General features: G+C 40.2%; 20 protein-coding genes. 10 read left to right on the plus strand and 10 right to left on the minus strand.

The genetic code is table 11. The annotated features are described in order from the left end of the window. The first annotated feature begins 207 nt into the window (after positions 1 to 207). Together rmuC and GQR46_RS01590 are read left to right on the plus strand one after the other, a co-directional pair. The gene (gene rmuC / locus GQR46_RS01585) at positions 208 to 1,674 is read left to right on the plus strand and encodes a DNA recombination protein RmuC (RefSeq protein WP_165739550.1); all 1,467 of its coding nucleotides are present in this window, start codon (positions 208 to 210) and stop codon (positions 1,672 to 1,674) included. 61 nt (positions 1,675 to 1,735) lie between these two features. Then, complete coding sequence (locus tag GQR46_RS01590; RefSeq protein ID WP_007583678.1) at positions 1,736 to 1,927, plus strand: DUF3185 family protein; 192 nt, start codon at positions 1,736 to 1,738, stop codon at positions 1,925 to 1,927. Between the two features lie 352 nt (positions 1,928 to 2,279). On the opposite strand, the gene GQR46_RS01595 is transcribed toward GQR46_RS01590, so the two are convergent. Continuing rightward, a complete protein-coding gene (locus tag GQR46_RS01595) occupies positions 2,280 to 2,687 on the minus strand; it encodes a MerR family transcriptional regulator (protein ID WP_165739552.1) in 408 nt (135 codons plus the stop codon). A 100-nt stretch (positions 2,688 to 2,787) separates the two neighbouring features. On the opposite strand from GQR46_RS01595, the gene GQR46_RS01600 reads away from it, so the two are divergent. Together GQR46_RS01600 and GQR46_RS01605 are read left to right on the plus strand one after the other, a co-directional pair. Beyond that, positions 2,788 to 4,026, plus strand: a complete 1,239-nt coding sequence (locus GQR46_RS01600; RefSeq protein ID WP_165739554.1) for an NADH:flavin oxidoreductase/NADH oxidase family protein — start codon at positions 2,788 to 2,790, stop codon at positions 4,024 to 4,026. A 351-nt stretch (positions 4,027 to 4,377) separates the two neighbouring features. Further along, positions 4,378 to 5,544, plus strand: a complete 1,167-nt coding sequence (locus GQR46_RS01605) for an aldo/keto reductase (protein WP_165739556.1) — start codon at positions 4,378 to 4,380, stop codon at positions 5,542 to 5,544. A gap of 460 nt (positions 5,545 to 6,004) precedes the next feature. Here GQR46_RS01605 and GQR46_RS01610 read toward each other — a convergent pair whose 3' ends face one another. After that, positions 6,005 to 6,433, minus strand: a complete 429-nt coding sequence (locus tag GQR46_RS01610; protein ID WP_165739558.1) for a PACE efflux transporter — start codon at positions 6,431 to 6,433, stop codon at positions 6,005 to 6,007. Positions 6,434 to 6,523: 90 nt separating this feature from the next. Between GQR46_RS01610 and GQR46_RS01615 the strand changes: the two genes are divergently transcribed. Next, positions 6,524 to 7,405 carry a LysR family transcriptional regulator gene (locus GQR46_RS01615; protein ID WP_165739560.1) on the plus strand — a complete coding sequence of 294 codons (882 nt, stop codon included), beginning with the start codon at positions 6,524 to 6,526 and terminating at the stop codon, positions 7,403 to 7,405. Positions 7,406 to 7,441: 36 nt separating this feature from the next. On the opposite strand, the gene GQR46_RS01620 is transcribed toward GQR46_RS01615, so the two are convergent. After that, the gene (locus GQR46_RS01620; RefSeq protein WP_165739562.1) at positions 7,442 to 8,338 is read right to left on the minus strand and encodes a LysR family transcriptional regulator; all 897 of its coding nucleotides are present in this window, start codon (positions 8,336 to 8,338) and stop codon (positions 7,442 to 7,444) included. Positions 8,339 to 8,444: 106 nt separating this feature from the next. Here GQR46_RS01620 and GQR46_RS01625 point away from each other — a divergent pair, with 106 nt between their 5' ends. Then, positions 8,445 to 9,221: a class III extradiol ring-cleavage dioxygenase gene (locus GQR46_RS01625; RefSeq protein ID WP_165727934.1), complete on the plus strand. Its 777-nt coding sequence runs from the start codon at positions 8,445 to 8,447 to the stop codon at positions 9,219 to 9,221. An 80-nt stretch (positions 9,222 to 9,301) separates the two neighbouring features. After that, complete coding sequence (locus GQR46_RS01630; protein ID WP_024591580.1) at positions 9,302 to 9,979, plus strand: haloacid dehalogenase type II; 678 nt, start codon at positions 9,302 to 9,304, stop codon at positions 9,977 to 9,979. Positions 9,980 to 10,040: 61 nt separating this feature from the next. On the opposite strand, the gene GQR46_RS01635 is transcribed toward GQR46_RS01630, so the two are convergent. Then, complete coding sequence (locus tag GQR46_RS01635) at positions 10,041 to 10,916, minus strand: LysR family transcriptional regulator (RefSeq protein ID WP_165739565.1); 876 nt, start codon at positions 10,914 to 10,916, stop codon at positions 10,041 to 10,043. Positions 10,917 to 11,020: 104 nt separating this feature from the next. Here GQR46_RS01635 and GQR46_RS01640 point away from each other — a divergent pair, with 104 nt between their 5' ends. Beyond that, positions 11,021 to 11,521 (plus strand): lactoylglutathione lyase family protein, encoded by a 501-nt coding sequence (locus GQR46_RS01640; protein WP_165739567.1) that lies wholly within the window; start codon positions 11,021 to 11,023, stop codon positions 11,519 to 11,521. Between the two features lie 225 nt (positions 11,522 to 11,746). Here the strand turns inward: GQR46_RS01640 and GQR46_RS01645 are convergent, their stop codons facing one another. Further along, positions 11,747 to 12,127, minus strand: coding sequence for a hypothetical protein (locus tag GQR46_RS01645; protein ID WP_010552898.1), 381 nt, complete (start codon positions 12,125 to 12,127; stop codon positions 11,747 to 11,749). A 56-nt stretch (positions 12,128 to 12,183) separates the two neighbouring features. Next, complete coding sequence (locus tag GQR46_RS01650; protein WP_010552897.1) at positions 12,184 to 12,984, minus strand: nucleotide-binding protein; 801 nt, start codon at positions 12,982 to 12,984, stop codon at positions 12,184 to 12,186. 281 nt (positions 12,985 to 13,265) lie between these two features. Here GQR46_RS01650 and GQR46_RS01655 point away from each other — a divergent pair, with 281 nt between their 5' ends. Continuing rightward, the gene (locus tag GQR46_RS01655) at positions 13,266 to 14,198 is read left to right on the plus strand and encodes a ChaN family lipoprotein (RefSeq protein WP_165739569.1); all 933 of its coding nucleotides are present in this window, start codon (positions 13,266 to 13,268) and stop codon (positions 14,196 to 14,198) included. Between the two features lie 66 nt (positions 14,199 to 14,264). On the opposite strand, the gene GQR46_RS01660 is transcribed toward GQR46_RS01655, so the two are convergent. The 4 genes from GQR46_RS01660 to GQR46_RS01675 are packed head-to-tail and all read right to left on the minus strand — an operon-like array spanning position 14,265 to position 17,624. Beyond that, a complete protein-coding gene (locus GQR46_RS01660) occupies positions 14,265 to 14,984 on the minus strand; it encodes a DUF2470 domain-containing protein (protein WP_165739571.1) in 720 nt (239 codons plus the stop codon). Further along, the gene (locus tag GQR46_RS01665; RefSeq protein WP_165739573.1) at positions 14,981 to 15,769 is read right to left on the minus strand and encodes a heme ABC transporter ATP-binding protein; all 789 of its coding nucleotides are present in this window, start codon (positions 15,767 to 15,769) and stop codon (positions 14,981 to 14,983) included. The genes GQR46_RS01660 and GQR46_RS01665 overlap by 4 nt, the downstream gene beginning before the upstream one ends. After that, positions 15,766 to 16,818: an iron ABC transporter permease gene (locus tag GQR46_RS01670; protein WP_007583641.1), complete on the minus strand. Its 1,053-nt coding sequence runs from the start codon at positions 16,816 to 16,818 to the stop codon at positions 15,766 to 15,768. Before GQR46_RS01670 ends, GQR46_RS01665 begins: the two co-directional genes overlap by 4 nt. Then, on the minus strand, positions 16,815 to 17,624 hold the full coding sequence (locus tag GQR46_RS01675) for an ABC transporter substrate-binding protein (RefSeq protein WP_165727928.1): 810 nt from the start codon (positions 17,622 to 17,624) through the stop codon (positions 16,815 to 16,817). The genes GQR46_RS01670 and GQR46_RS01675 overlap by 4 nt, the downstream gene beginning before the upstream one ends. Before the next feature lie 140 nt (positions 17,625 to 17,764). On the opposite strand from GQR46_RS01675, the gene GQR46_RS01680 reads away from it, so the two are divergent. Continuing rightward, positions 17,765 to 19,846, plus strand: a complete 2,082-nt coding sequence (locus tag GQR46_RS01680) for a TonB-dependent hemoglobin/transferrin/lactoferrin family receptor (protein WP_165727927.1) — start codon at positions 17,765 to 17,767, stop codon at positions 19,844 to 19,846. Positions 19,847 to 20,172 lie beyond the last annotated feature (326 nt).

A 20,172-nucleotide genomic window follows, 5' to 3' on the forward strand; every position in this document is an offset into this window, starting at 1 on the left:
CAGTAATATTAGTTATTTTGGTGATTATGTATTAAGTTGCAGCTTACTCGGGCACATGTTGATTTTCCCTTTGATTACTTAATTTAGTAATATTTGACCAGCTTATTTTGAGCTGGTTTTTTTATGTCTGTAATTTATTTGCTCCCCTACTTCTATTGCTTGTTATTGGTTATGATGGCATGTCTCTAAATTTTATAAGTTTATTTTATGCTCACTCAAGTACTCACTAATATTGATTGGCTAAGCGCCGGTGCTGGTGTTGCGTTAGGCGTTGTATTTTACAGCGTTGTATCAACACAGCTTCGCAAAAAGCTACATCTACAAATAAGCGAACAGCAGCAACAGCTTTCCCTATTACAAAATCAATTTGATAATAAAGGGCTGCAATATAGTGCCTTGCAAGAAGATCACGAACTGCTAGAACATACTCACCAAGAACAGCGCGATGAAGCCCAGCATTTTAAAACGCGTTTTAGCGAACAAGAAAAACAAAGCATTCAATACAATCACTTTTGGCGTAAAGCCGAAGGCGAGCTTGCAGCGCTTCGTGAGCAATATAATCAACGCGATGTTGAATATAATAATATGCGCACCACCCTTGAGCAAAAACAACAAAGCTTTACCGAGCAACTCGCGCAAATTGAGCAAAGTAAAAATATGCTCAAAAAAGAATTTGAAAACCTAGCCAATAAGATTCTAGAAGAAAAATCACAAAGCTTTAAAACCTTAAATCAAGAAAGCATTGAACAATTATTAAAACCGGTTCAAGGCGAGCTAAAAGGCTTTAGAGAAAAAATGGAATCAATACATGTTGAAGACATAAAACAACGAACCGCGCTTAAAACCGAGCTATTGCATTTGCAAGCTAAAAGCCAAGCTATAACAGATCAAGCCGACAAGCTCAGCAACGCGTTACAAGGGCAAAAGAAAACCCAAGGTAATTGGGGCGAACTCATGCTCGAAAACGTCTTAGATAGCGCTGGCTTACGTGCTGGCGTTGATTATAAGCGCGAAGTGTCGTTTAACACTGAAGATGGCCGCTTACGCCCTGATGTAGTTGTTTACTTACCACAAGGCCGCCACTTAGTCATTGATGCTAAAACATCATTAAATGCTTATACACGCTATGTGAACGCTGAAAATGAGCTAGATGCTAATCAAGCAATTAAAGAGCATGTAAACGCCGTTACAGCACGTATTAATGAGCTTGCGAGTAAATCGTACGACCGTTTACCAGGGCTTAATTCGCCTGAAGTTGTGGTTATGTTTGTACCAATAGAATCAGCTTTTGTAGAAGCACTTAAATATCAAAGTGATATTTACCAACAAGCAATCGAAAAAAATATACTGGTAGCTACACCTACTACCTTGCTTACTAGTTTAAATATTGTTAAACAGCTTTGGCGTTTTGAAGAGCAAACCAAATACTCAAAAGAGCTGGCAAATCGGGCTGAGCGTTTTTATAACAAGCTCAATGGTTTTTTATTAAGTATGGAAGGCGTAGGTAAGCAGCTTGATAAAGCGAAAGAAAGTTACGACAAAGCGTTCTCGCAATTATACCGTGGTAAAGGTAATTTAATTAAACAAGCATCAGAGTTTAAAGAGCTTGGTGTATCGGTACAAAAAGAGTTACCTAGTGAGAGCGTTGAACGTGCGCAGCTAGAGCTTGATTAGATTTATTAAGTGTTTTCAATTAAGTATGTTAAATAATGTACGTTAGAAACCAGAGGTGTTTATGAATAATAAGATTATAGGTATTGTTTTAATCGTTATAGGTATCGCTTTAATTATGTGGGGATATGACGTGTATGATGCGGCGGCTTCGCAGCTAAGCCGTGCATTTAGTGGTGATACACCAATAGAAGCATGGGCGGGTATTATTGGCGGTGCCATCTGTGTGTTAATTGGCATTAAAAAGCTTAAGTAACATAAATAAAATACAGCTTACTGGGGCTTGTTGACCTCTCAGGATAAAATTTGTTCAATCTAGGGGCTATTTAATCGCGGCGCGAGGTTTGTAATTTAGTGGGCTCGATAACTGCTCCTGCGTTATTCTAATGGCTTACATCCATGTAATAATAAGTAAAAACCGAGCTACAAAGAGTAAATTGCCCCTAGGCAGAACCCTTCGGGCAGCGCATGTTTGGCATTTATACTACGTTATCGTCTGTTTATGGGGAATAACCACACTACATAGACTCTGCCTTGCCTAAATACCAAACAGTCTGCTGCAAATTTAACCTCAAAAGATAAACAGGCCCTGAATAAGCTGTATTAGTTTATTTGTAATCCATCACTTCTAGTAATTCATTTAATTTACTTTCTGGCAGGCATTCGCCTTTATCCCAATAAGAGTTTAGTAACGCAGTTAAACTGCCAATACGCTGTGACTTTTTCTGCATTTTCTCAATCAAAATGTCAGCTTCTTTTTGTTTTTTTTCTAAACGTTCGATTATTACTGTGTGGTTTAGCTCGCCGTTTTCGTTACGTAATAAAGGTATTTCGTTGAGTGAAAAACCCAAGCTTTGTGAAAATTTAATTAATTGCAGTTTTTCTAAGTTTTGTTGGGTGTACAGCCTATAACCATTAGCACTGCGAGTGGTTGGTGTTAATAACCCTTTGCTTTCGTAAAAACGAATAGTGCTGGCAGGTATGTTGGTAAGTTTTGCAAGTTCGCCTATTTTCATAACTAATAATAACTCCACTTTACATAAACTTAGTAGGTTGACCTTCAAGCTAACTTTAAGGTTATAGTTGTTTTAATGTCAATTTAATTAGCCAATAATTATGCGCAACCCTGTGTTTACCTCCTTTACCTTGCCAAGTGGTTTAGTATTAAAAAATCGTATTGCCAAAGCCGCTATGGAAGAAAACCTAGCACAAGAGGACCAAACACCCTCCCAAGCACTTAAAAACGTTTATAGCGCATGGGCTAAAGGCGGTACAGGGCTAATTATTACTGGCAATGTAATGGTTGATCATTTAGCGATGACAGGCCCTGGTGGCCTTGTGCTTGAGCAAAGTACCGATATTACTGCCTTTGCCGAGCTTGCTCGTTTATCAAAGCAAAATAATTGCAAAGTGGTGATGCAAATTAATCACCCTGGTAGGCAAGTATTTAAAAAAATGGGTGGAAAGGCTCTATCAGCGTCAAGTATTGCACTTAATATGGGTAAGCACTCGCACTTATTTGGCGTACCAAAGGCAATGACGCAAACCGACATTGACGATGTTATTACCCGCTTTACACAAACTGCACTACAAGCCGAAAAAGCCGGTTTTAATGGCGTACAAATACATGCAGCGCATGGCTATTTACTTGCCCAGTTTTTATCGCCACTTACCAATAAGCGCGACGATAAATGGGGGGGAAGTTTACAAAATAGAGCCCGTTTACTTCTCGAAATAACCCGCAGTATTAAAGCGGTTTGTTCCCCGACCTTTTCGGTTTCAGTAAAGTTAAACTCTGCAGATTTTCAACGTGGTGGGTTCGAACCCAGTGACGCGCAAGTTGTAGTGGATTTATTGAATGAACTCAATGTTGATTTTGTAGAGCTTTCGGGTGGTAGCTACGAAGCCCCTGCCATGCAAGGTAAAACAGGTGACGAACGCACACTTGCCCGCGAAGCATACTTTTTAGAGTTTGCAAAAGCGATTAGCCACCGCTCATCAATCCCAATAATGACCACCGGCGGCATTAGTCGCTTATCTATTGCCAACAACGTGATTGAAAGTGGAGTGGCCCTCGTGGGTATTGCCACTGCGCTTGCATACCAACCAAATTTACCAAACAAATGGCAAAATGAGCCACTGCAACTAGCCGTATTACCCAGTGTTACTTGGCAAGATAAAACCCTTGCAGGGCTTGCCACTATGGCACTGGTAAAAAGGCAAATACGCCGTTTAGGCCAAGGCAAACCTGTAAAAACAAACGCTTCACCAATATTTACTTTAATTAGCGACCAGCTACGTTCGGTTAAATTAACTAAGCGTTACCGCAATCGCTTTGCTAGAGAGATTAACTAAGCTTTGGTATTTACTCTTTTTATGTATTCCGGTTTTGTTTACTAATTTTTACACTTGAATAAATGTAACCATTTTTATGTTGTGTAAATGAGTATTAAGGCGTGCACCAATTTGGAAGTTTGCTTTTTTATCAAGCTATTAAAGTGCACTATTTTGTGCATATTAAAGTACTGTACGAGTAAAGAAAATAATCATTCTAAAATGTTAATTTAAGTGCGCGTTCAGCGTTTGTTAATTTAACCATCTTATTGAATTAATTGGTATTTATTGCTTTCCTCTCGCTTGAGTTTGGTTGGTATTTATACTAGTTTATAGCGTAGATATTTAACCTTACTCAAGGAGAATAGTTACATGGTATCTCGCAGAAATTTTATTAAAGCAGGCGCTGCTTTAAGTTTAGGCTCTATTTTTAGTGCTTCAGCTTTGGCTGAACAATTAAAAGTAAAAATGTCTAACGGCAGTGTTATGCAAACTAAAGGATCAATAGATAAAAGCGCTGCTCTGCCCACAAACGATGTTACTAACGCTAAGCATTACCGGCCTGAATCAAGAATGGGCTTAGGCGGTCTTGCCGCTGGGAATGGCTTTAATACTATATCAAGCGATGCAGAAATTTTAACAATGCTAAATGCAGCATGGGATTCTGGTATTCGTCATTTTGATACGTCACCTTTTTACGGCTTGAGTTTAAGTGAAAGGCGCTTCGGTGATTTACTTCGAAACAAAAAGCGTGAAGATTATGTTTTATCCTCAAAAGTAGGTCGCCTTCTTACCCCTTCAGCAGAGCCTCTAGAAAATAGTTGGCATTGGGCTGATCACTCACCTTTTCATTATAAATATGATTACTCTGCATCAGGTACGCGTCGTTCAATAGAAGACACGTTACATCGTATTGGTGTCGCCTCACTTGATATTGTTTATATTCACGATTTATCACCGCAAAATAGTGATATGGGAGATGATTGGCTTAAGTATTTTGATCAGGCTGTAAAAGGGGCTATTCCTGAGTTAACTAAAATGCGTGATGAAGGAATAATTAAAGGCTGGGGTTTTGGAGTAAATACACCTCATGCTATTTATAAAGCGCTTGATATGTCAGACCCTGATATTTGCTTACTAGCGCTGCAATATTCAATTTTAGATCATAAGCAGGCACTTGATAAAACCTTTCCTATGCTTGATAAACGAGGTGTTTCAGCAGTCATTGGTGCTCCGCTTAATGGTGGTTTTTTAGCCGGTCGTAACCGCTTTAATTATTCACCTAAAATTCCTGGGCCTATGCAGCAAAAGTTTAATGCAATAAGCGACATTGCATCTAAACATGGGATTGATATTAAAACAGCTGCACTGCAATTCGCAGAGGCACCTTCAACGGTATCCTCAATTATTCCTGGCGCACGCACGGCAGAGCAAATTAAAGCTAATGTAGCCTCAATGAAAGTTACCATACCAAGCGAATTTTGGAGTGAATTGAAATCTAAACAGCTTATTGCAGAAAACGCCCCCATACCCACATAACAAAATAGGTGTGCCATTTGCTTGGCACACCTAGTTATAGTCAGTGTGGTTTATTTTTAAGCAACGCTTAGTAGTAAGTACATTGATTGTTGGGCATTTGTATAAGCGCAGCTTGCTGGCGTTTAAAAACGAAGTTTTTAAACTTAGTTATTAGGTAGTCAAAAGCATTATTACGTGCCTATTACATATTACGCGTATCGGTATCATGCTGCGCTTCATCCTAGTGGTGAGAGCGTGTGGAACATATTGAAAGGGCTAAATATATAAAGCAAAAAGTTACTGTAAACCCCCATTACAGTTAGCCGGTAAATAGTACAAATAGTAAATTAGCACTACTTAGTCAATTGAGCAGTGCTAATTGGTTTAATTAAAAGCCACATTTACCGTTATTTATTGCCATTGCGCTTTTGCCAAAACGATCTCAATACTCCACAGCGTTGCTTTTATAAACTTAAAAATATCAAGCACATTGCGATTTATTAACCCATCTTTTGTAAGGTTGGTACTTATCGTACAACACATTAAAAATATACGTGTATATGAGTATAAAAACTAAAAAGCCAGCTTCTAATGCTGTAGCGGCTAGCCATGTAATATTTAAATACCAAGCAAGTATTGGCAGCGTTATTACTAACATACCCAGCTCAAAGCCACATGCATGCGTAATGCGGGTTACTAAACCTCGCTCGATTCGGTTATGCCCAACTATTTTATCAAACACTATGTTGTAAATGTAATTCCAAAGCATGGCGAAGATTGATAAACCAATACCTACTATTGCCATTTCTCCTGTTGCAAACCCACCAAAATAAGATGATGCAGGTACAACAAAAGATAATGCTATCATCTCAAATATTAGTGCCTGAAAAATACGTTCTGCTGTGTTCATATATAAATAACTTCTTAAGTTGATGACGATGGCTGTATTTTCATTCATTATAAAGATATGTGTTAGTTACTTAGTATCGGTAAAAGCGATATGTTTAGTATTGAACAGCTTCAAGCATTTGTGGCTACCGTTGAAGCTGGATCGTTTTCAGCTGCTGCGCGCGGTTTAAGTAAAGCGCAGTCGGTAATAAGCCAGCATATTATTAATTTAGAAATAGACTGTAATGCGACATTATTTGAGCGCACAGGGCGCTATCCACAATCAACCGAAGCCGGTAAACAGTTACTACCCCAGGCTAAGGCCGTGCTTAATCAACACCAGCGATTAACAAACTCTGCATTAGCACTAAACGAAAAAACACCAACCGAAATCACTATCGCACTTGACGAAGGGATCCCGTTTAAAACTATCGCGAGTATTATTAGCAAGCTGCAAAGTAAGTATCCTTACGTATCGCTTGAGTTTTTAAGTGCATCCAGCCATGACATAATTGACATGCTAAACAGCGAAAAGCCTATAACGGGTATTATTTTTAGTGAATTAAATATACCGAGTTACTTAGACTATGAATGTATTGGATCAGTAAAATTTGATTTATATGTTGCTAAATTGCACCCTTTAGCGGGGATCAGATGTGAAAATATGGATGGCCTTCGGCTGCATCGACAACTTCTTCTTCGTTCTCGCAATACGCAAACAAGTAGCTTTCAGCTAAAAATTAGCCCAGAGATTTGGTATGCCGATAATTACTTTGTATTACTCGAGCTAGCAATACAAGGTAACGGGTGGTGCTTATTACCAAACCATGTAGCTGTAGATGCAGTACAAAGTGGTGAGCTGGTTAAACTTCCTCTTGAGTTTGAAGAAATGGGTTGGATGGCTAATGTTGATGTATTACAGCATCAGCAACACAGTAATCAAGAGGTGTTTAAAGTACTAAGAAGTTTACTACGGAATTTTTTAAAAATTTAGCTTTTATATAATGCCTGTTAGGCGGTTTACTTTTTATTACGCTAAATCCCAGTAAGGTGTATCGCCATAATAGCCACTTGCAAAATCAACAAACGCACGTACTTTACTGGGTAAAAACTGTCTGTTTGCATACACCATGTAAAGCCCCATTGGCTCGGGTTCATAGTCTTTTAAAATGCGCACTACTTTACCTTGAGCCAGTGCTTCCCCTGCTATAAATGTTGGCTGCATAGCAATACCACCACCCGCAATGGCTGTATTTAGTAGCAAATCACCATTGTTAGCCACAAAGTTACTTTCAAGCTTTAGCTCGCTTTTTAGCTCATTAACCCCAAATAATCGCTTTGTGGGCTCGCTGTGGGAATAGCGTAAATAATTATGTGACTGTAAATCTAAAAGCGTTTGTGGCGTGCCATGGCGTTTTAAATAGTCGGGTGACGCAAACACCGCTAGGTGTATAGGTGCAATTTTTTTAGCTATCAACGTTGAGTTTTTTAATACGCCAATGCGCAGAGCAATACCCTGCTCTACTATGTCTACATATTGGTCGGTGAGCCGTAAATCTAACTTTAAATTTGGATACTGCTTTTGAAAATCAACTAGCAAGCCTGCTAAATGCTTTGTACCAAACGACATAGGCGCACTAATACTAAGCACACCCGATACATTTTCGCTTAAGTTATTGAGGGAGTTTTCCATGTCTTCAATATCAATAACCACCTGCTGACAACGCTGATAATACTGATTTCCAGCCTCTGTAACACTTACTTTTCGCGTTGTACGGTGTAATAAACGTGTGCGTAGATTATCTTCCAGCGCAGAAATATATTTGCTGACTAACTGCGGCGAAATATCGAGTTTATCGGCCGCTTTTGAAAATGATCCTTCTTGCACAACGGCTAAAAAGGTCTTCATGGTGGTGAGCTTATCCATTTTTTAACAATGCCTTGTTGATAATGTATAAATAAGTATCATATTTATCGTCAAATTAGAAACTTATATAGTGTTTATAACACGTTTATTTGTTTAAGGTTTTAGTATGACTCAGCCAGCTTTATTTATATCTCACGGCTCGCCAATGATGGCTGTTCAGCAATCGGCTACGTCAGATTTTCTTGCATCATTAGGTCAAACGCTTAGTAAACCACGTGCTATTGTGGTTTTTTCTGCCCACTTTGATGAAGCGCACGATATAGTTATTACATCAGGAGATACGCCGCATACTATTCACGACTTTTATAACTTCCCCAAGCCCCTATATGAAATTCAATACCCAGCACCAGGAGACCCTAAGCTTGCTAATACTATTAGTGAGCACTTTTACAAAGCGGGTATTAAAACGGTGCAAAGTGCAGATCAAGGGTGGGATCATGGTGTGTGGATCCCGCTGCGCTTAATGTACCCAGCAGCTAATATTCCCATTGTTCAGGTGTCTATTAACACGCGTTTAGGCGCTCAGGCGATGTATAAATACGGACAGTTACTTGCACCACTGCGCAGCGATAACGTATTAATTATTGGCTCAGGCGGTATTAGTCACAATCTACGTGAAATATTTAAAAGCCCTGCTACACCTAATCGTGTTCAAATGGTTAATGAGTTTACTTATTGGGTTGAGCAAAAATTAATAGCGCAAAACACCCAGGCGTTACTTAGCTATTTAAATGAAGCACCCCATGCTTTATTTAATCACCCTACCCAGGAGCACTTTTTACCTCTTTTTGCAGCGCTTGGAAGTAGTGACGGTAAAGCCAAAAAAATACATGAAGATATAGAAATGGATATTTTAGCACTCGATGCTTATAAGTTTTATTAATTTGAGCGTTCGTTCAAATTAAGTTAAGCTGTAAGCAAGTACTCTAAAACCAACTTCATTTATTTTATTGCGGAGCAAACATGGCAACTACACTTGCATTTGACGTATACGGTACGCTAATAAACACTCACGGCGTACTGTCCTTACTCGACGACATGATTGGCGATAACGCCCAAGCATTTTCAAATACATGGCGCGAAAAGCAATTAGAGTATTCATTTAGACGTGGATTAATGCAAAATTATATTCCTTTCTCGCTATGTACAAAACACGCACTCGATTACGCCTGCTTAGCGCACAAAACCGAGCTAAGTGAAGATCAAAAGGGGCAACTGCTAGAGCTTTATAAAACGCTTCCTGCGTTCGATGATGTAAAAGCAGGCCTTGAGCAATTAAAAGCGAAAGATTACCGTTTGTTTGCATTTTCAAACGGCGCTGCCGACGCAGTTCATACCTTATTAGAAACCGCTGGCATTAGTGAGCTTTTTGAAGGGGTAGTAAGTGCCGACGACGTTAAAACCTTTAAACCAAACCCAGGGGTTTATAGCCACTTTTTACGCGAAACCAATTCAACAGGCGCAAACACGTGGCTTGTATCAAGTAACCCGTTTGATGTAACCGGTGCCATATCGCACGGTATGCGAGCGGCGTGGATTCAACGATCTAAAGATTCAATTTTTGATCCGTGGGAAATACAGCCAAATACTATTGCAACCGATTTACTCGATTTAAAAGCAAAATTAGAAAGCGTTAACTAATTTTCTATTCCCCCTTTTGCTTATGGTATTAAGTGCCGTGGGTGTAAAGGGGGTTTACGTTTTAACTATTTACTCCCGCCTTTATTAGCTCAATCACTGTATTCATACGTTTTGCCAACGGCCTATTTCGGTGATGGCACACATAAATAGATTCACTAACCGGACATTTTAAATGATGTGTTTTTATAAGTAGTGGTTTATTGAATGCGCCAACAGCATGAGCAGGTAATACCGTAAAACCCAGCCCTAAGCTTACAGGTTCTAGTATCAAACTAATTTGGTTAGAAAATCCCGTACGTCTTATTTGGTCAATATGCTCAAACTCACTGTAGTTTTCGCTTAGTAGTAGCTGCGCATGATGGCTTGCATCGGGGTGAGCAATAAACCCTAGCTCACACAGGGTTTGCCAATTAGGCATGTTTATACCTGCAGGCGTTACAAGTAGTAGTGGCTCTTGGCTTATTTTATGGCTGGTTAGTTCGCTAAATGTTGGAGCTTGAGTTAAAAACCCAATGTCGGCACTGTGGTTTGCTACAGCTTGTTCAACACTTACATTGGGCGCAAAGCGGTAATCAATAATTAGTTCTTTATGCTCAGATTGCAGTGCTAATAATTGATTATAAAACTTTAAACCACAACTGCCCGGAGATTGAATCTTTACCGCTCCGCTGTACGGCGAATCATCTTTTAATTGTTGTTCTAAAAATTGCCAATCTTTAAGAAGTAGGCTGCCCTGCTGATATAAGTTTTGGCCCTGAGGAGTAAGAGAAAACTGCTTACCATGGCGCTCAAGTAAAGCGCAGTTAACTTGCTGCTCTAGCTTTTTAATATGCTGACTTACGCCAGACTGGGTCATATAAAGGCGCTCAGCTGTTTGGGTAAAGTGATTTACCTCAACCAAAGTGCAAAACGTATTTAACCATGTTGGATTTATCATTACAAAACGTACTCAAAATGATAATTTTACTTAATGGTGGTCGATTCGTAAACTAACTCCATCAACTAGTCACAAGATAAGTCACAAGTTAAAGAGGAAGCATTATGAGTCATACATATCCACGTAGTTTTTCGCACATTGGTATTTCGGTTCCCGACGTTGAAAAAGCAGTCGAGTTTTACACTAAGGTTATGGGTTGGTACACCATAATGGAACCCACTTTAATTACCGAAGACAAAAGTCCCATTGGCGAAATGTGCACAGAAGTATTTGGCGAAAAGTGGGAAAAATTCAAAATAGCGCACCTATCTACAGGGGATCGTATTGGTGTCGAAATTTTCGAATTTAAAAACCAAGAAAACCCAAAAGACAATTTTGAATACTGGAAAACAGGCATCTTTCATTTTTGTGTTCAAGACCCTGATGTAGAAGGTTTAGCTGAACGTATTGTAGAAGCTGGCGGTAAAAAACGTATGCAAGCCCCTCGTTATTACTACCCGGATGAAAAGCCGTACCGCATGATCTACATGGAAGACCCGTTTGGTAATATCCTTGAAATTTACAGCCACAGCTACGAGCTTATTTACAGCGCAGGCGCTTACTAAATAGCACTTAGCTAAAAACAAAGACCGCAGTATTTATTACTGCGGCCTTTTTGTTTCAGTTATAGAGTTTTAAATACACTTCACCGTCTTCTTATTCTCTATAACTTGTTTTTGCTTAGCTTGTGCTGCATGTTTTGCCCTGAGTTGAAAATATTATCAACTTCCTGAAAAGCACTACCAATCGAACTGTGTCCTAGTGAATTTATGAACGACATAATGTATTTGTCAGGAACTTTTGCTCTTATCCACAAACAGGCTACATGTCAGTACCGCTGAGATTAAAAAACAAAACATTACGCTTAATGTAAATAATATAAAGTTTTCATTTTTTGATATAGCTGCTCCTTTAAGGAGTATTTCACCGCTATTAAGTGCATCTACTCCTACATAGATCATCAACGGAATTACAAAAAATGCATTGCTGAGCTTAATAAGTAAGTCCTTTGATGAAAGACTTACTAATTGAGAAGCATTATGCTCTTCCTCGTCTCTATTTAATAGTTCGGCTTTTAATAGCTCAAAGCGTTCAGGGTACAAAGCCCTATCAATAGACGTGATAGCTTCTTGCAATTCAGTAATAGAATATTCTGAATAATTTGGTTCCATCTATTAAACCTTCTCCAGTGCCTAGCGCCTGTGTAAGCGTTAGTCTTTGATACTTATTAGAAAAATGATTTTAAAGTGTAGCCACATTGAACTAACTCTTTTGCTACTTGGTTTTTCCATGCACCAGGATCATCAATAGTGACATATAAAACACCACTTATATCATTTGGAGTTTCAAGAGCCCCTTTAACTAAAGGGCAGACATTTTCTCGACCAAGCTTCGCAATAAGGTAACCATGTTCAAACACTACATTTTGTCGTGCTCTATTTTTTGGAGGGTTTGGCTCTGTTATAGCTCTCCCTAAATCACATGGAGTATATAAAACAAGAGCAAAATCAGCATCATTTGAATAATGTTCAATTTTTTCAATAATTGTCATTCCTGCGTTAGCTTGCTCATGCAGGATAATAGCTTCTAAACCAAGTTGCTCGACAAAGCGACTTACTTCTTGTTTTACTTCGTTGTTATGTCCATGAACAATAAACACTTTCCGTTTGTTACGAGGAACTTCTTTAGCTGGAGGCACTGGTGTATTTGTAGTAGTTGGCATTACTCCCTGAGTTGGTTCCCCGAACTCTAATTGATCTAATATTGGTGTGAACTCACCAGATAAATACGTACGTCTTTCGGCGTAACTACTAAATTTTGGCTGAATAAACCCCCAAAATGAATCTAAATTACGGTGCTGTCGTAACCACTGAGGAAGCATTGGTGCAAGATTAGAATTACTCAGCAATTCAGAGCGTAATGCTTCAAATTCACCTGAGTCAGATGCAAGTCCAGTTGCTCTTGCAGTGAGCAAATTCAAAAGGTAGCTAACCTTATCGAAATCCGTTTCTAAAAATTCAATACTCAATTAGATCTCCTATAATTCAATCTAGAACTTAAAAGCACAACAATTTTGCGTATATTCCTGCGGTTGTCACGCTCATTTTCTACTTTACACAGTTTTAACAAATTACCTAAGATATTGCTATCAAAAGCTATTTAATATTTACAAGCAAAGTTAAGGCATATAAATGCGCGTTTCGCTCATTTCCTTGATTATGTAAGTAAGCAGCAGTTTGGCTGGCTTAATAGGTATTACAAGTATATGATATTGATAATTATTTGCATTAAAGTGTTTTAAAGGTGTGTATGAAAAAGTCTATGTTAACTCTGGCGTTAGTTACGGGTTTGAGTGGTTGTAGTACAACAGCTACGGAGCCTGATAAAAGCTCATCGCTTTATTACTCAGCACTTTATAATGCACAGGCAAAGCCTGTTAGCTCTGTATTATTAGAGCCCAAGTTATTAAATGCCGATGTGGTTTTAGTGGGTGAATTGCATACACATCCGGGCGTGCATTTATTTCAGACTGAGTTATTTGAGCAATTAAGCAAAAGTAATAAACGCACTGCGCTGTCGCTTGAGCAATTTAGCCGCGCGGATCAGCCTATTTTAAACCAGTATGTTAAAGGTGAAATTGGTGAGCAATACTTAATTGATAACACCCAAGCGTGGCCAAATTACAAAAGTGATTACCGTGCGCTGGTAGAGCTGGCAAAAACGAACAATAGCGATGTAATAGCTGCAAATGCCCCTAAAAATATAGTCACCTGTATTGGCAGGCAAGGCATAAGTTACCTAAGTAAACTTGATGAAACACAGCAGAGCTATATTGCAGCCACTATTGATACATCCCCCAGTGATTATAAACAACGTTTTATGACCTCAATGCACCATGGCACGCCAAGTCAAAACGAAAATTATTATGCTGCGCAAGTTACCTGGGATGAAACCATGGGGGAGTCTATCGTTAACTATTTAAATAATCATAAAGATGCGCAGGTAATGCATATAGCGGGCGATTTTCATGTGAAAAATGGCGAAGGTATAGCGCGCGTTATTAAGCGTTTAGCGCCAGAGCTTAAGGTTGTGTGGATATCGCCGGTTACAAGTGTGCAAGCTAACCAAACAGGGTATCAGTTGCAAGTTAACCCTTTGCCACCCCGTTATGTACAAAAAGAACATCAGCAAGCCGCTTTTAAAGCTTTAGCTAAACGAGGCGATCAAACAGTTTGCTTATAAAATGACGACATAGTTGGTGAATTTCTTAACCAGAGCTCAGGTTAACTATGTCGTCATGTATTTAGTTTAGTTATTGCGTGCTTGATTGGTTAGCGCAACCAGCGCTTTACGAACCTCTAACGGGCTGTTGCACTGGGTATTAAAATTAATAAAGTAATTACGCTTTTGGCTTTGTATATAAAAACCAGTGGGTAATAGGCCGCTCATTATTGGGGTGTTATCGGCTACGCCGTAGTGCTGCATTAATATGAGCGACATAGCATCTTGATGGTCGTCGTTCATGTGGCTTATCATGCTTTGCTGCTGGTTTTCATCCCAGTTTTTTGCCTCATCCTGCCATTCGTTTTGCTCAAGCCAAAATATTTTGCCAAAGCCACCAATGTAACGCACACGAATTACGTCTAATTGCCATAATTGAAAGTCGTGCGCATTGCGATAGCTAGCGGCTTCGGGGTATAGGGCAATATAGTTATCAAGTAAGGTGTGTGCTTGCTTACTTGGCACAATAGAGCCATCGCCTACAAGCGTTACTCGCCCGTGCTCGTTTTGATCGCCACTGTCGGCGGCATCAAACACAGTTAGGCTCATACGAGAGTCGTGCTTTAGATTTTTAGTGTGCTGGGCTATATCGCTAATAAAAAAGTAAACACGGCCTTGTTCGTCGTACATATAGGGGGTTACTGAGCCAAACGGGTAGCCGCGTAAATTATTAGAAATAGTCGACATGACACCGGCATTGGTTTTGTAAACCAAGGTGCGTGCATCGTTTAATGCTTGCTCTCTCATAAAAACTCCTGACGTTGAGAAAAAACCATGGGTGCATCGTTATAAGGATGAGGATTTACGTGCAGTTTCATGGCGTACATTTGTTGTAAGTTTTGTTCAGTTAATACGGTGTTTATAGGCCCACTTTGCAGCACTTTTTTGTTGTGCAGTAAAATAGCGTCGGTTGCATAAAGGCTGGCTAAATTTAGATCGTGTATTGCAATAATGGCGCTGTTACCCTGCCCTACAAACGCTTTAACGCAGCTGAGCAGTGCATGTTGGTGGCGCATATCAAGTGCTGATGTAGGCTCGTCGAGTAGCATTAGTTTTGGCTCGGCCGATTGTGTAAAGGCATTAAGCTGCGCTAAAGTACGCGCCATATGCACTCGTTGTTGCTCTCCGCCCGAAAGCGCACTTACGCGGCGAGTTAAATACTGGTTTAAATCCATAATAGCGGCGTATTTATGTACTTTTTCGCTTTGCATTTTTAATGACTCTACATACGGATAGCGACCCATTGCAATAAGCTCAAATACATTAAAATCAAACCCTACGTGGTTAGCTTGCATCATGACTGCGCGCTGTGTTGCAAGGCGTTTTTTAGCGTGAGAGGCCAGCGGCTTAGCATTAAAAAGTACACTGCCTGTAAAGGAGTGCATACCTGCTAAGGTATGCAGCAAGGTAGATTTACCTGCGCCATTTTCACCAAGTAGTGCTACAAGTTGCCCTTGTTTAGCGCTGCCATCAATAGCGTTTAAAACGCTATGATTATCAAAGCCAACGCTTAGGTTGTTAAACGTGATCATGACCAACCTCGCTTATTTTTCACTATTAAATAAATAAACAATGGCGCACCCAATAGCGCGGTAATAATGCCAATGGGTAGCTCTGATGGCATGATCACAATGCGTGCTAGCCAGTCAGAAAGTAGCAATACCACTACGCCAATTAGCATACAAAGCGGCAGCATATTACGTAAATGCGGCCCCACCATTAAGCGGGCAATATGCGGGACTACCAAGCCAACAAACCCTATTAAACCGGTAAGCGCTACAACCGCACCTACCCCTAATGCAACGAGTATAATGACATACAATTTAAGCTTATTAGTGTCTACTCCTAGGTACTGAGCTTGTGACTCGCCAATAAGGAGTAAGTTCATGGGGTTTTTTAACCGCCACAGGCCAATTAGGCTGATAAACAGTAACGGCGCAGCTTGAATAATCGTGCTCCAGCTTGCTCCGCCTAATGAGCCCATGGTCCAATAATTTATTAATCGTAGTGCGCTATCGTCGGCAAAAAAACTCAGTAGCCCAATAACAGCGAATGCTAACGCGTTAATAGCGACTCCTACCAATATAAGTGTGGTGATATTAATTTGCCCCTGCTGCTTGGCAATAAAATATACCAGCGAGGTAACACCAAGCGCCCCTAAAAACGACGCATAAGGTAAATACAACTGAGCGTTAAAATTAAACTGCGCGCTAAGTGCAATAAACGCCACTGCAACCATTGCCGCACCTGCACTAATGCCAATAATAGATGGGTCGGCCAACGGGTTACGGCAAAGCGCTTGGGTTGCCGCCCCTGTTTGGGCAAGTACCAACCCTACTAATACAGCAAGCACAAAACGCGGCAAACGTATTTGCATTACGACATTTATTTGCAGCGCATCAAACTGATTAAAGTACTCGGGTGCAAGCCAGGCAATAGCTAAACGCCAATCCCATCCTGCAGGGCCGTACCCAATGCTTAGTAGCGCCAAAGCAAAAATACAAACAGAGGCTAATAGCATCCACTTATGAGTTTGGCTAAGTGTTATGGGCACAAAGCGGCTCAATGTTAGGGTGTTCATAAGCGGGTTTTATACTCGTTAAGCTCATTAATTGCTGTGGTAATACGTGGCGACATGCCAAGCGAAAGCAGGCTATCCATAACAAGTAAGTTACAGCTTTGCGCAGCTTTTAATAAGCGTAGGTTCGGTTGCTTACAAAAAGCCTGCTTGCCGCCAATGCTTTGTACAACATGCTTTGGCGCAACTAAAAAGTCAGGCTGATTTACAGCAAGTACTTCGGTATTAATTACTTTAAAGCCTGAATGTGTAGCGCCTATATTAGTAATGCCCGCATAGCTAAATAATAAATTAGGGACGGTTTCTTGCCCTGCGGCAACAAGCCCGCGCTCATTAGCTGAGAGTAAAAATAGCGCGCTGCGTGTCTGCACTTTTGCTTTTACAGGTAATGAGTTTGTAATGTGCGTAATAAGTGATTGCGCTTTTTGCTTGGCGTTTAAGTCGGTACCAAGGCGTTTAATTAGCTCAAGTAGCTCATTAACTGAGGTCGGCTTTTTATAATGAATTAGCTTAACCCCTGTTGCCTCAATTTGTTTAAGTGCTTGGCTTCGCCCTGCGCCTTCAAGCGCTAACAAGGTGGTTGGGCGCATAGAAAGCACGCCTTCTGCCGCTAAATCGCGGTAATAACCCACTTGTGGTAATTGCGTAGCTTGCTGTGGGTACATACTAGATTGATCAACCGCTACAAGGGTATTTTGTTTGCCCAGTGCATAAATTATTTCTGTAAGGGTGCCGCCAGCACTAATAACGCGCTCCTGTGCAATTGCAGGTTGAGCGACTAAAGCAAACAATATAAATAGGTATTTCATTACAAACTCCGGCTTTTATTTTTCGGCTATTATAACTAGTTAAATCTAAATGAAAATGATTATCATAATTAATTGATCTTAATTTGACTTAGTTGTAACATCCTCGCCATAAATAATAACTATTATCATTTGGAGTTAAAGTGAACCCCTCTACATTTAAATTTACTGCTATAGCAACCTTATTACTCGGATCTGGCACTGTATTTGCCGAAAACATAATTGACGAACATATTGTTGTGAGTGGCTCGCGCTTTGAACAAAAGCTTAAAGATGTAACTGGCTCAGTTACTGTTATTACCGAGCAAGACATAGAGCGCCAGCTCGCTGTAGATTTACAAACCATGTTTAAATACGATTCAAGCATTGCAACTACTGGCAGTGGTGCAGGCGCGCAAACGCTTACTGTACGTGGCGTTGGTGGTAACCGCGTTGTATTTATAAAAGATGGCCGACGCACCAACGATGGTTATGCAAGCGGAGGGGGTTATTTAGTTGGCCGCAATTACTTTGATGTAGCGGGCGTAAAACAAGTAGAAGTCGCCAAAGGTGCTGCATCGTCTTTATATGGCTCTGACGCACTCGGCGGCATTGTGGTTATAACCACTAAAGATCCAAGCGATTACTTAAAAGATAGCAGCAGCTTTGTAAAAATGGCACTGGGGTATCAAGGTCAAAGTAACCAAATTGCTGCTGATATTACCGGTGCAAAAGACTTAGGCGACTTTGCAGTAAGCGCAGTTTATAGCCATCGCGACAGCGAAGAAGTACAAAATTACGACGAAAACTTACCCGGTTATGATGCAAAGTCGGACGCTTTAATAGTTAAATTTGAGCAACAGCTTGATGAAAAACGCACACTTAAATACACCCTTGATTATTTTAATCAAACGACTGAGCAAGTAATAACCCCCGCGGTTCAAGAAACCGAAGAAGACGATACAAGTTGGTCGCTGGCGCTAGATTACCATTCAGAAGTAGCAACCGCTGCGTTTGATAAATGGTACGGGCAAGTGTCTTATAGTAGTTACGAGCAACAAAGTGATGCAATTAGTGGCGCAAGCACCTACACCGATTATAACGACTATCGCTTTGAGCAAAATATTTTAGGTTTAAAAGCAGTATTTAATAAAGGGCTTAAAGGAGAAACCACCGATCATGAAGTGGTATATGGAGTTGATATCGACTTATACGACACCACCCGCCCTCGTTTTAAAACACGTATTTTAGCCGATGGCACCGTTGATTTTACCGATCAAAAACAAAAAGCATTTCCCGGAGCTGATACCTCTTTAATTGGCGCTTATGTGCAAGACAGTATTTCGTTTAATAACAGCGCGTGGTCGGTTATTGCAGGTGTGCGATACGATTACTACACCCTAGAGGCTAAAAGTGATGAGTTATACGCCGATGCACAGCTTGATGATATTACCGAATCTGCCTTTTCGCCTAAGCTAGGTGTTATATACCAAGTGGATGATAACTTATCGTTGTACGGGCAATACGTACGAGGCTTTAAAATACCACCACACGACCAAGCCTATCAAAGCCACGGCGTTGAGCCGTTTTATCAAATATTACCAAACGCCGATTTAGACCCTGAAAGCAGTGATTCGTTTGAGCTTGGGCTAAGATACGCCAGCAGCGATATTAGCGTAAACTTAAGTGCTTTTTATGCAGCATTCGATGATTTTATTGAAACCGCCGTAGTGGGTGTTGAGCCAACGTATATTCCTGGCGTAAACAAAACTTTGTATCAATATCAAAATATTAGCGAAACACAAATAAGCGGTGTAGAAGCCGGAATTGCCATGTATGTCGCTGAAAATATACTACTTGAGGCAAACGTGGCCTACGTTGATGGTGAAAACAAAGAAACCGATCAGCCACTTACCAGCATTAGCCCGTTAAATGGCTCAATATTGTTAAGTACAGAGCTGGGTAATATTAACTGGACCGCTGCGTTGCGTTTAGCTAAATCGCAATCGGATGTAGTACTTGATGCAAACGATGATAAAACTACGCAAGGGCATAGCTACGGCGTTGTTGATTTATACGCAAACTACGAATGGCAAGCGTGGCGGCTAAATGTAGGTGTACTTAACTTGCTCGATAAAGAATATGTACCTTTTGAGTTGATTGCAGGTCAATCGCAAAGTGCTGATTTTAGCCAATACACCCAACCTGGGCGTAACTTTTCAGCAAGGGTAAGCTATCAGTTTTAATTAGGGCTAAACAAATGGCAATAAACGCCGCATGGGTATGCAGCGTTTATTGCACATATTTACTCAAGTCAAATTACTTAATGGTGAGTATACTCAGGTACACTTCTACATACTTAATGCCCATTAACACTTTATATAAACAGCACTTTTAAAGCCAAAATCGCCGTTATTTATAAATTAATTAATCGCAAAGTCTTGGTTTTCTAAATAGCTGGGGCGTTTTTAAAACATGCTGTTAGCTTACTTGCAAGCGTTGTATTTATTGCGCTGTCGCATTCTAATTCCCCGTTATACTCCCCCTTAGTAAGCGGCACTAATCTTAACGA

Origin of the sequence: Pseudoalteromonas sp. Z1A6 (genome assembly GCF_011378745.1) — a bacterium.
Classification (GTDB): domain Bacteria; phylum Pseudomonadota; class Gammaproteobacteria; order Enterobacterales; family Alteromonadaceae; genus Pseudoalteromonas; species Pseudoalteromonas arctica.

What these genes read in the sequence shown, in the direction of transcription:
- rmuC (WP_165739550.1), top strand. Translation starts at nt 208, where the DNA reads ATGCTCACTCAAGTACTCACTAATATTGATTGGCTAAGCGCCGGTGCT.
- GQR46_RS01590 (WP_007583678.1), top strand. Translation starts at nt 1,736, where the DNA reads ATGAATAATAAGATTATAGGTATTGTTTTAATCGTTATAGGTATCGCT.
- GQR46_RS01595 (WP_165739552.1), bottom strand. Translation starts at nt 2,687, where the DNA reads ATGAAAATAGGCGAACTTGCAAAACTTACCAACATACCTGCCAGCACT.
- GQR46_RS01600 (WP_165739554.1), top strand. Translation starts at nt 2,788, where the DNA reads ATGCGCAACCCTGTGTTTACCTCCTTTACCTTGCCAAGTGGTTTAGTA.
- GQR46_RS01605 (WP_165739556.1), top strand. Translation starts at nt 4,378, where the DNA reads ATGGTATCTCGCAGAAATTTTATTAAAGCAGGCGCTGCTTTAAGTTTA.
- GQR46_RS01610 (WP_165739558.1), bottom strand. Translation starts at nt 6,433, where the DNA reads ATGAACACAGCAGAACGTATTTTTCAGGCACTAATATTTGAGATGATA.
- GQR46_RS01615 (WP_165739560.1), top strand. Translation starts at nt 6,524, where the DNA reads ATGTTTAGTATTGAACAGCTTCAAGCATTTGTGGCTACCGTTGAAGCT.
- GQR46_RS01620 (WP_165739562.1), bottom strand. Translation starts at nt 8,338, where the DNA reads ATGGATAAGCTCACCACCATGAAGACCTTTTTAGCCGTTGTGCAAGAA.
- GQR46_RS01625 (WP_165727934.1), top strand. Translation starts at nt 8,445, where the DNA reads ATGACTCAGCCAGCTTTATTTATATCTCACGGCTCGCCAATGATGGCT.
- GQR46_RS01630 (WP_024591580.1), top strand. Translation starts at nt 9,302, where the DNA reads ATGGCAACTACACTTGCATTTGACGTATACGGTACGCTAATAAACACT.
- GQR46_RS01635 (WP_165739565.1), bottom strand. Translation starts at nt 10,916, where the DNA reads ATGATAAATCCAACATGGTTAAATACGTTTTGCACTTTGGTTGAGGTA.
- GQR46_RS01640 (WP_165739567.1), top strand. Translation starts at nt 11,021, where the DNA reads ATGAGTCATACATATCCACGTAGTTTTTCGCACATTGGTATTTCGGTT.
- GQR46_RS01645 (WP_010552898.1), bottom strand. Translation starts at nt 12,127, where the DNA reads ATGGAACCAAATTATTCAGAATATTCTATTACTGAATTGCAAGAAGCT.
- GQR46_RS01655 (WP_165739569.1), top strand. Translation starts at nt 13,266, where the DNA reads ATGAAAAAGTCTATGTTAACTCTGGCGTTAGTTACGGGTTTGAGTGGT.
- GQR46_RS01660 (WP_165739571.1), bottom strand. Translation starts at nt 14,984, where the DNA reads ATGAGAGAGCAAGCATTAAACGATGCACGCACCTTGGTTTACAAAACC.
- GQR46_RS01665 (WP_165739573.1), bottom strand. Translation starts at nt 15,769, where the DNA reads ATGATCACGTTTAACAACCTAAGCGTTGGCTTTGATAATCATAGCGTT.
- GQR46_RS01670 (WP_007583641.1), bottom strand. Translation starts at nt 16,818, where the DNA reads ATGAACACCCTAACATTGAGCCGCTTTGTGCCCATAACACTTAGCCAA.
- GQR46_RS01675 (WP_165727928.1), bottom strand. Translation starts at nt 17,624, where the DNA reads ATGAAATACCTATTTATATTGTTTGCTTTAGTCGCTCAACCTGCAATT.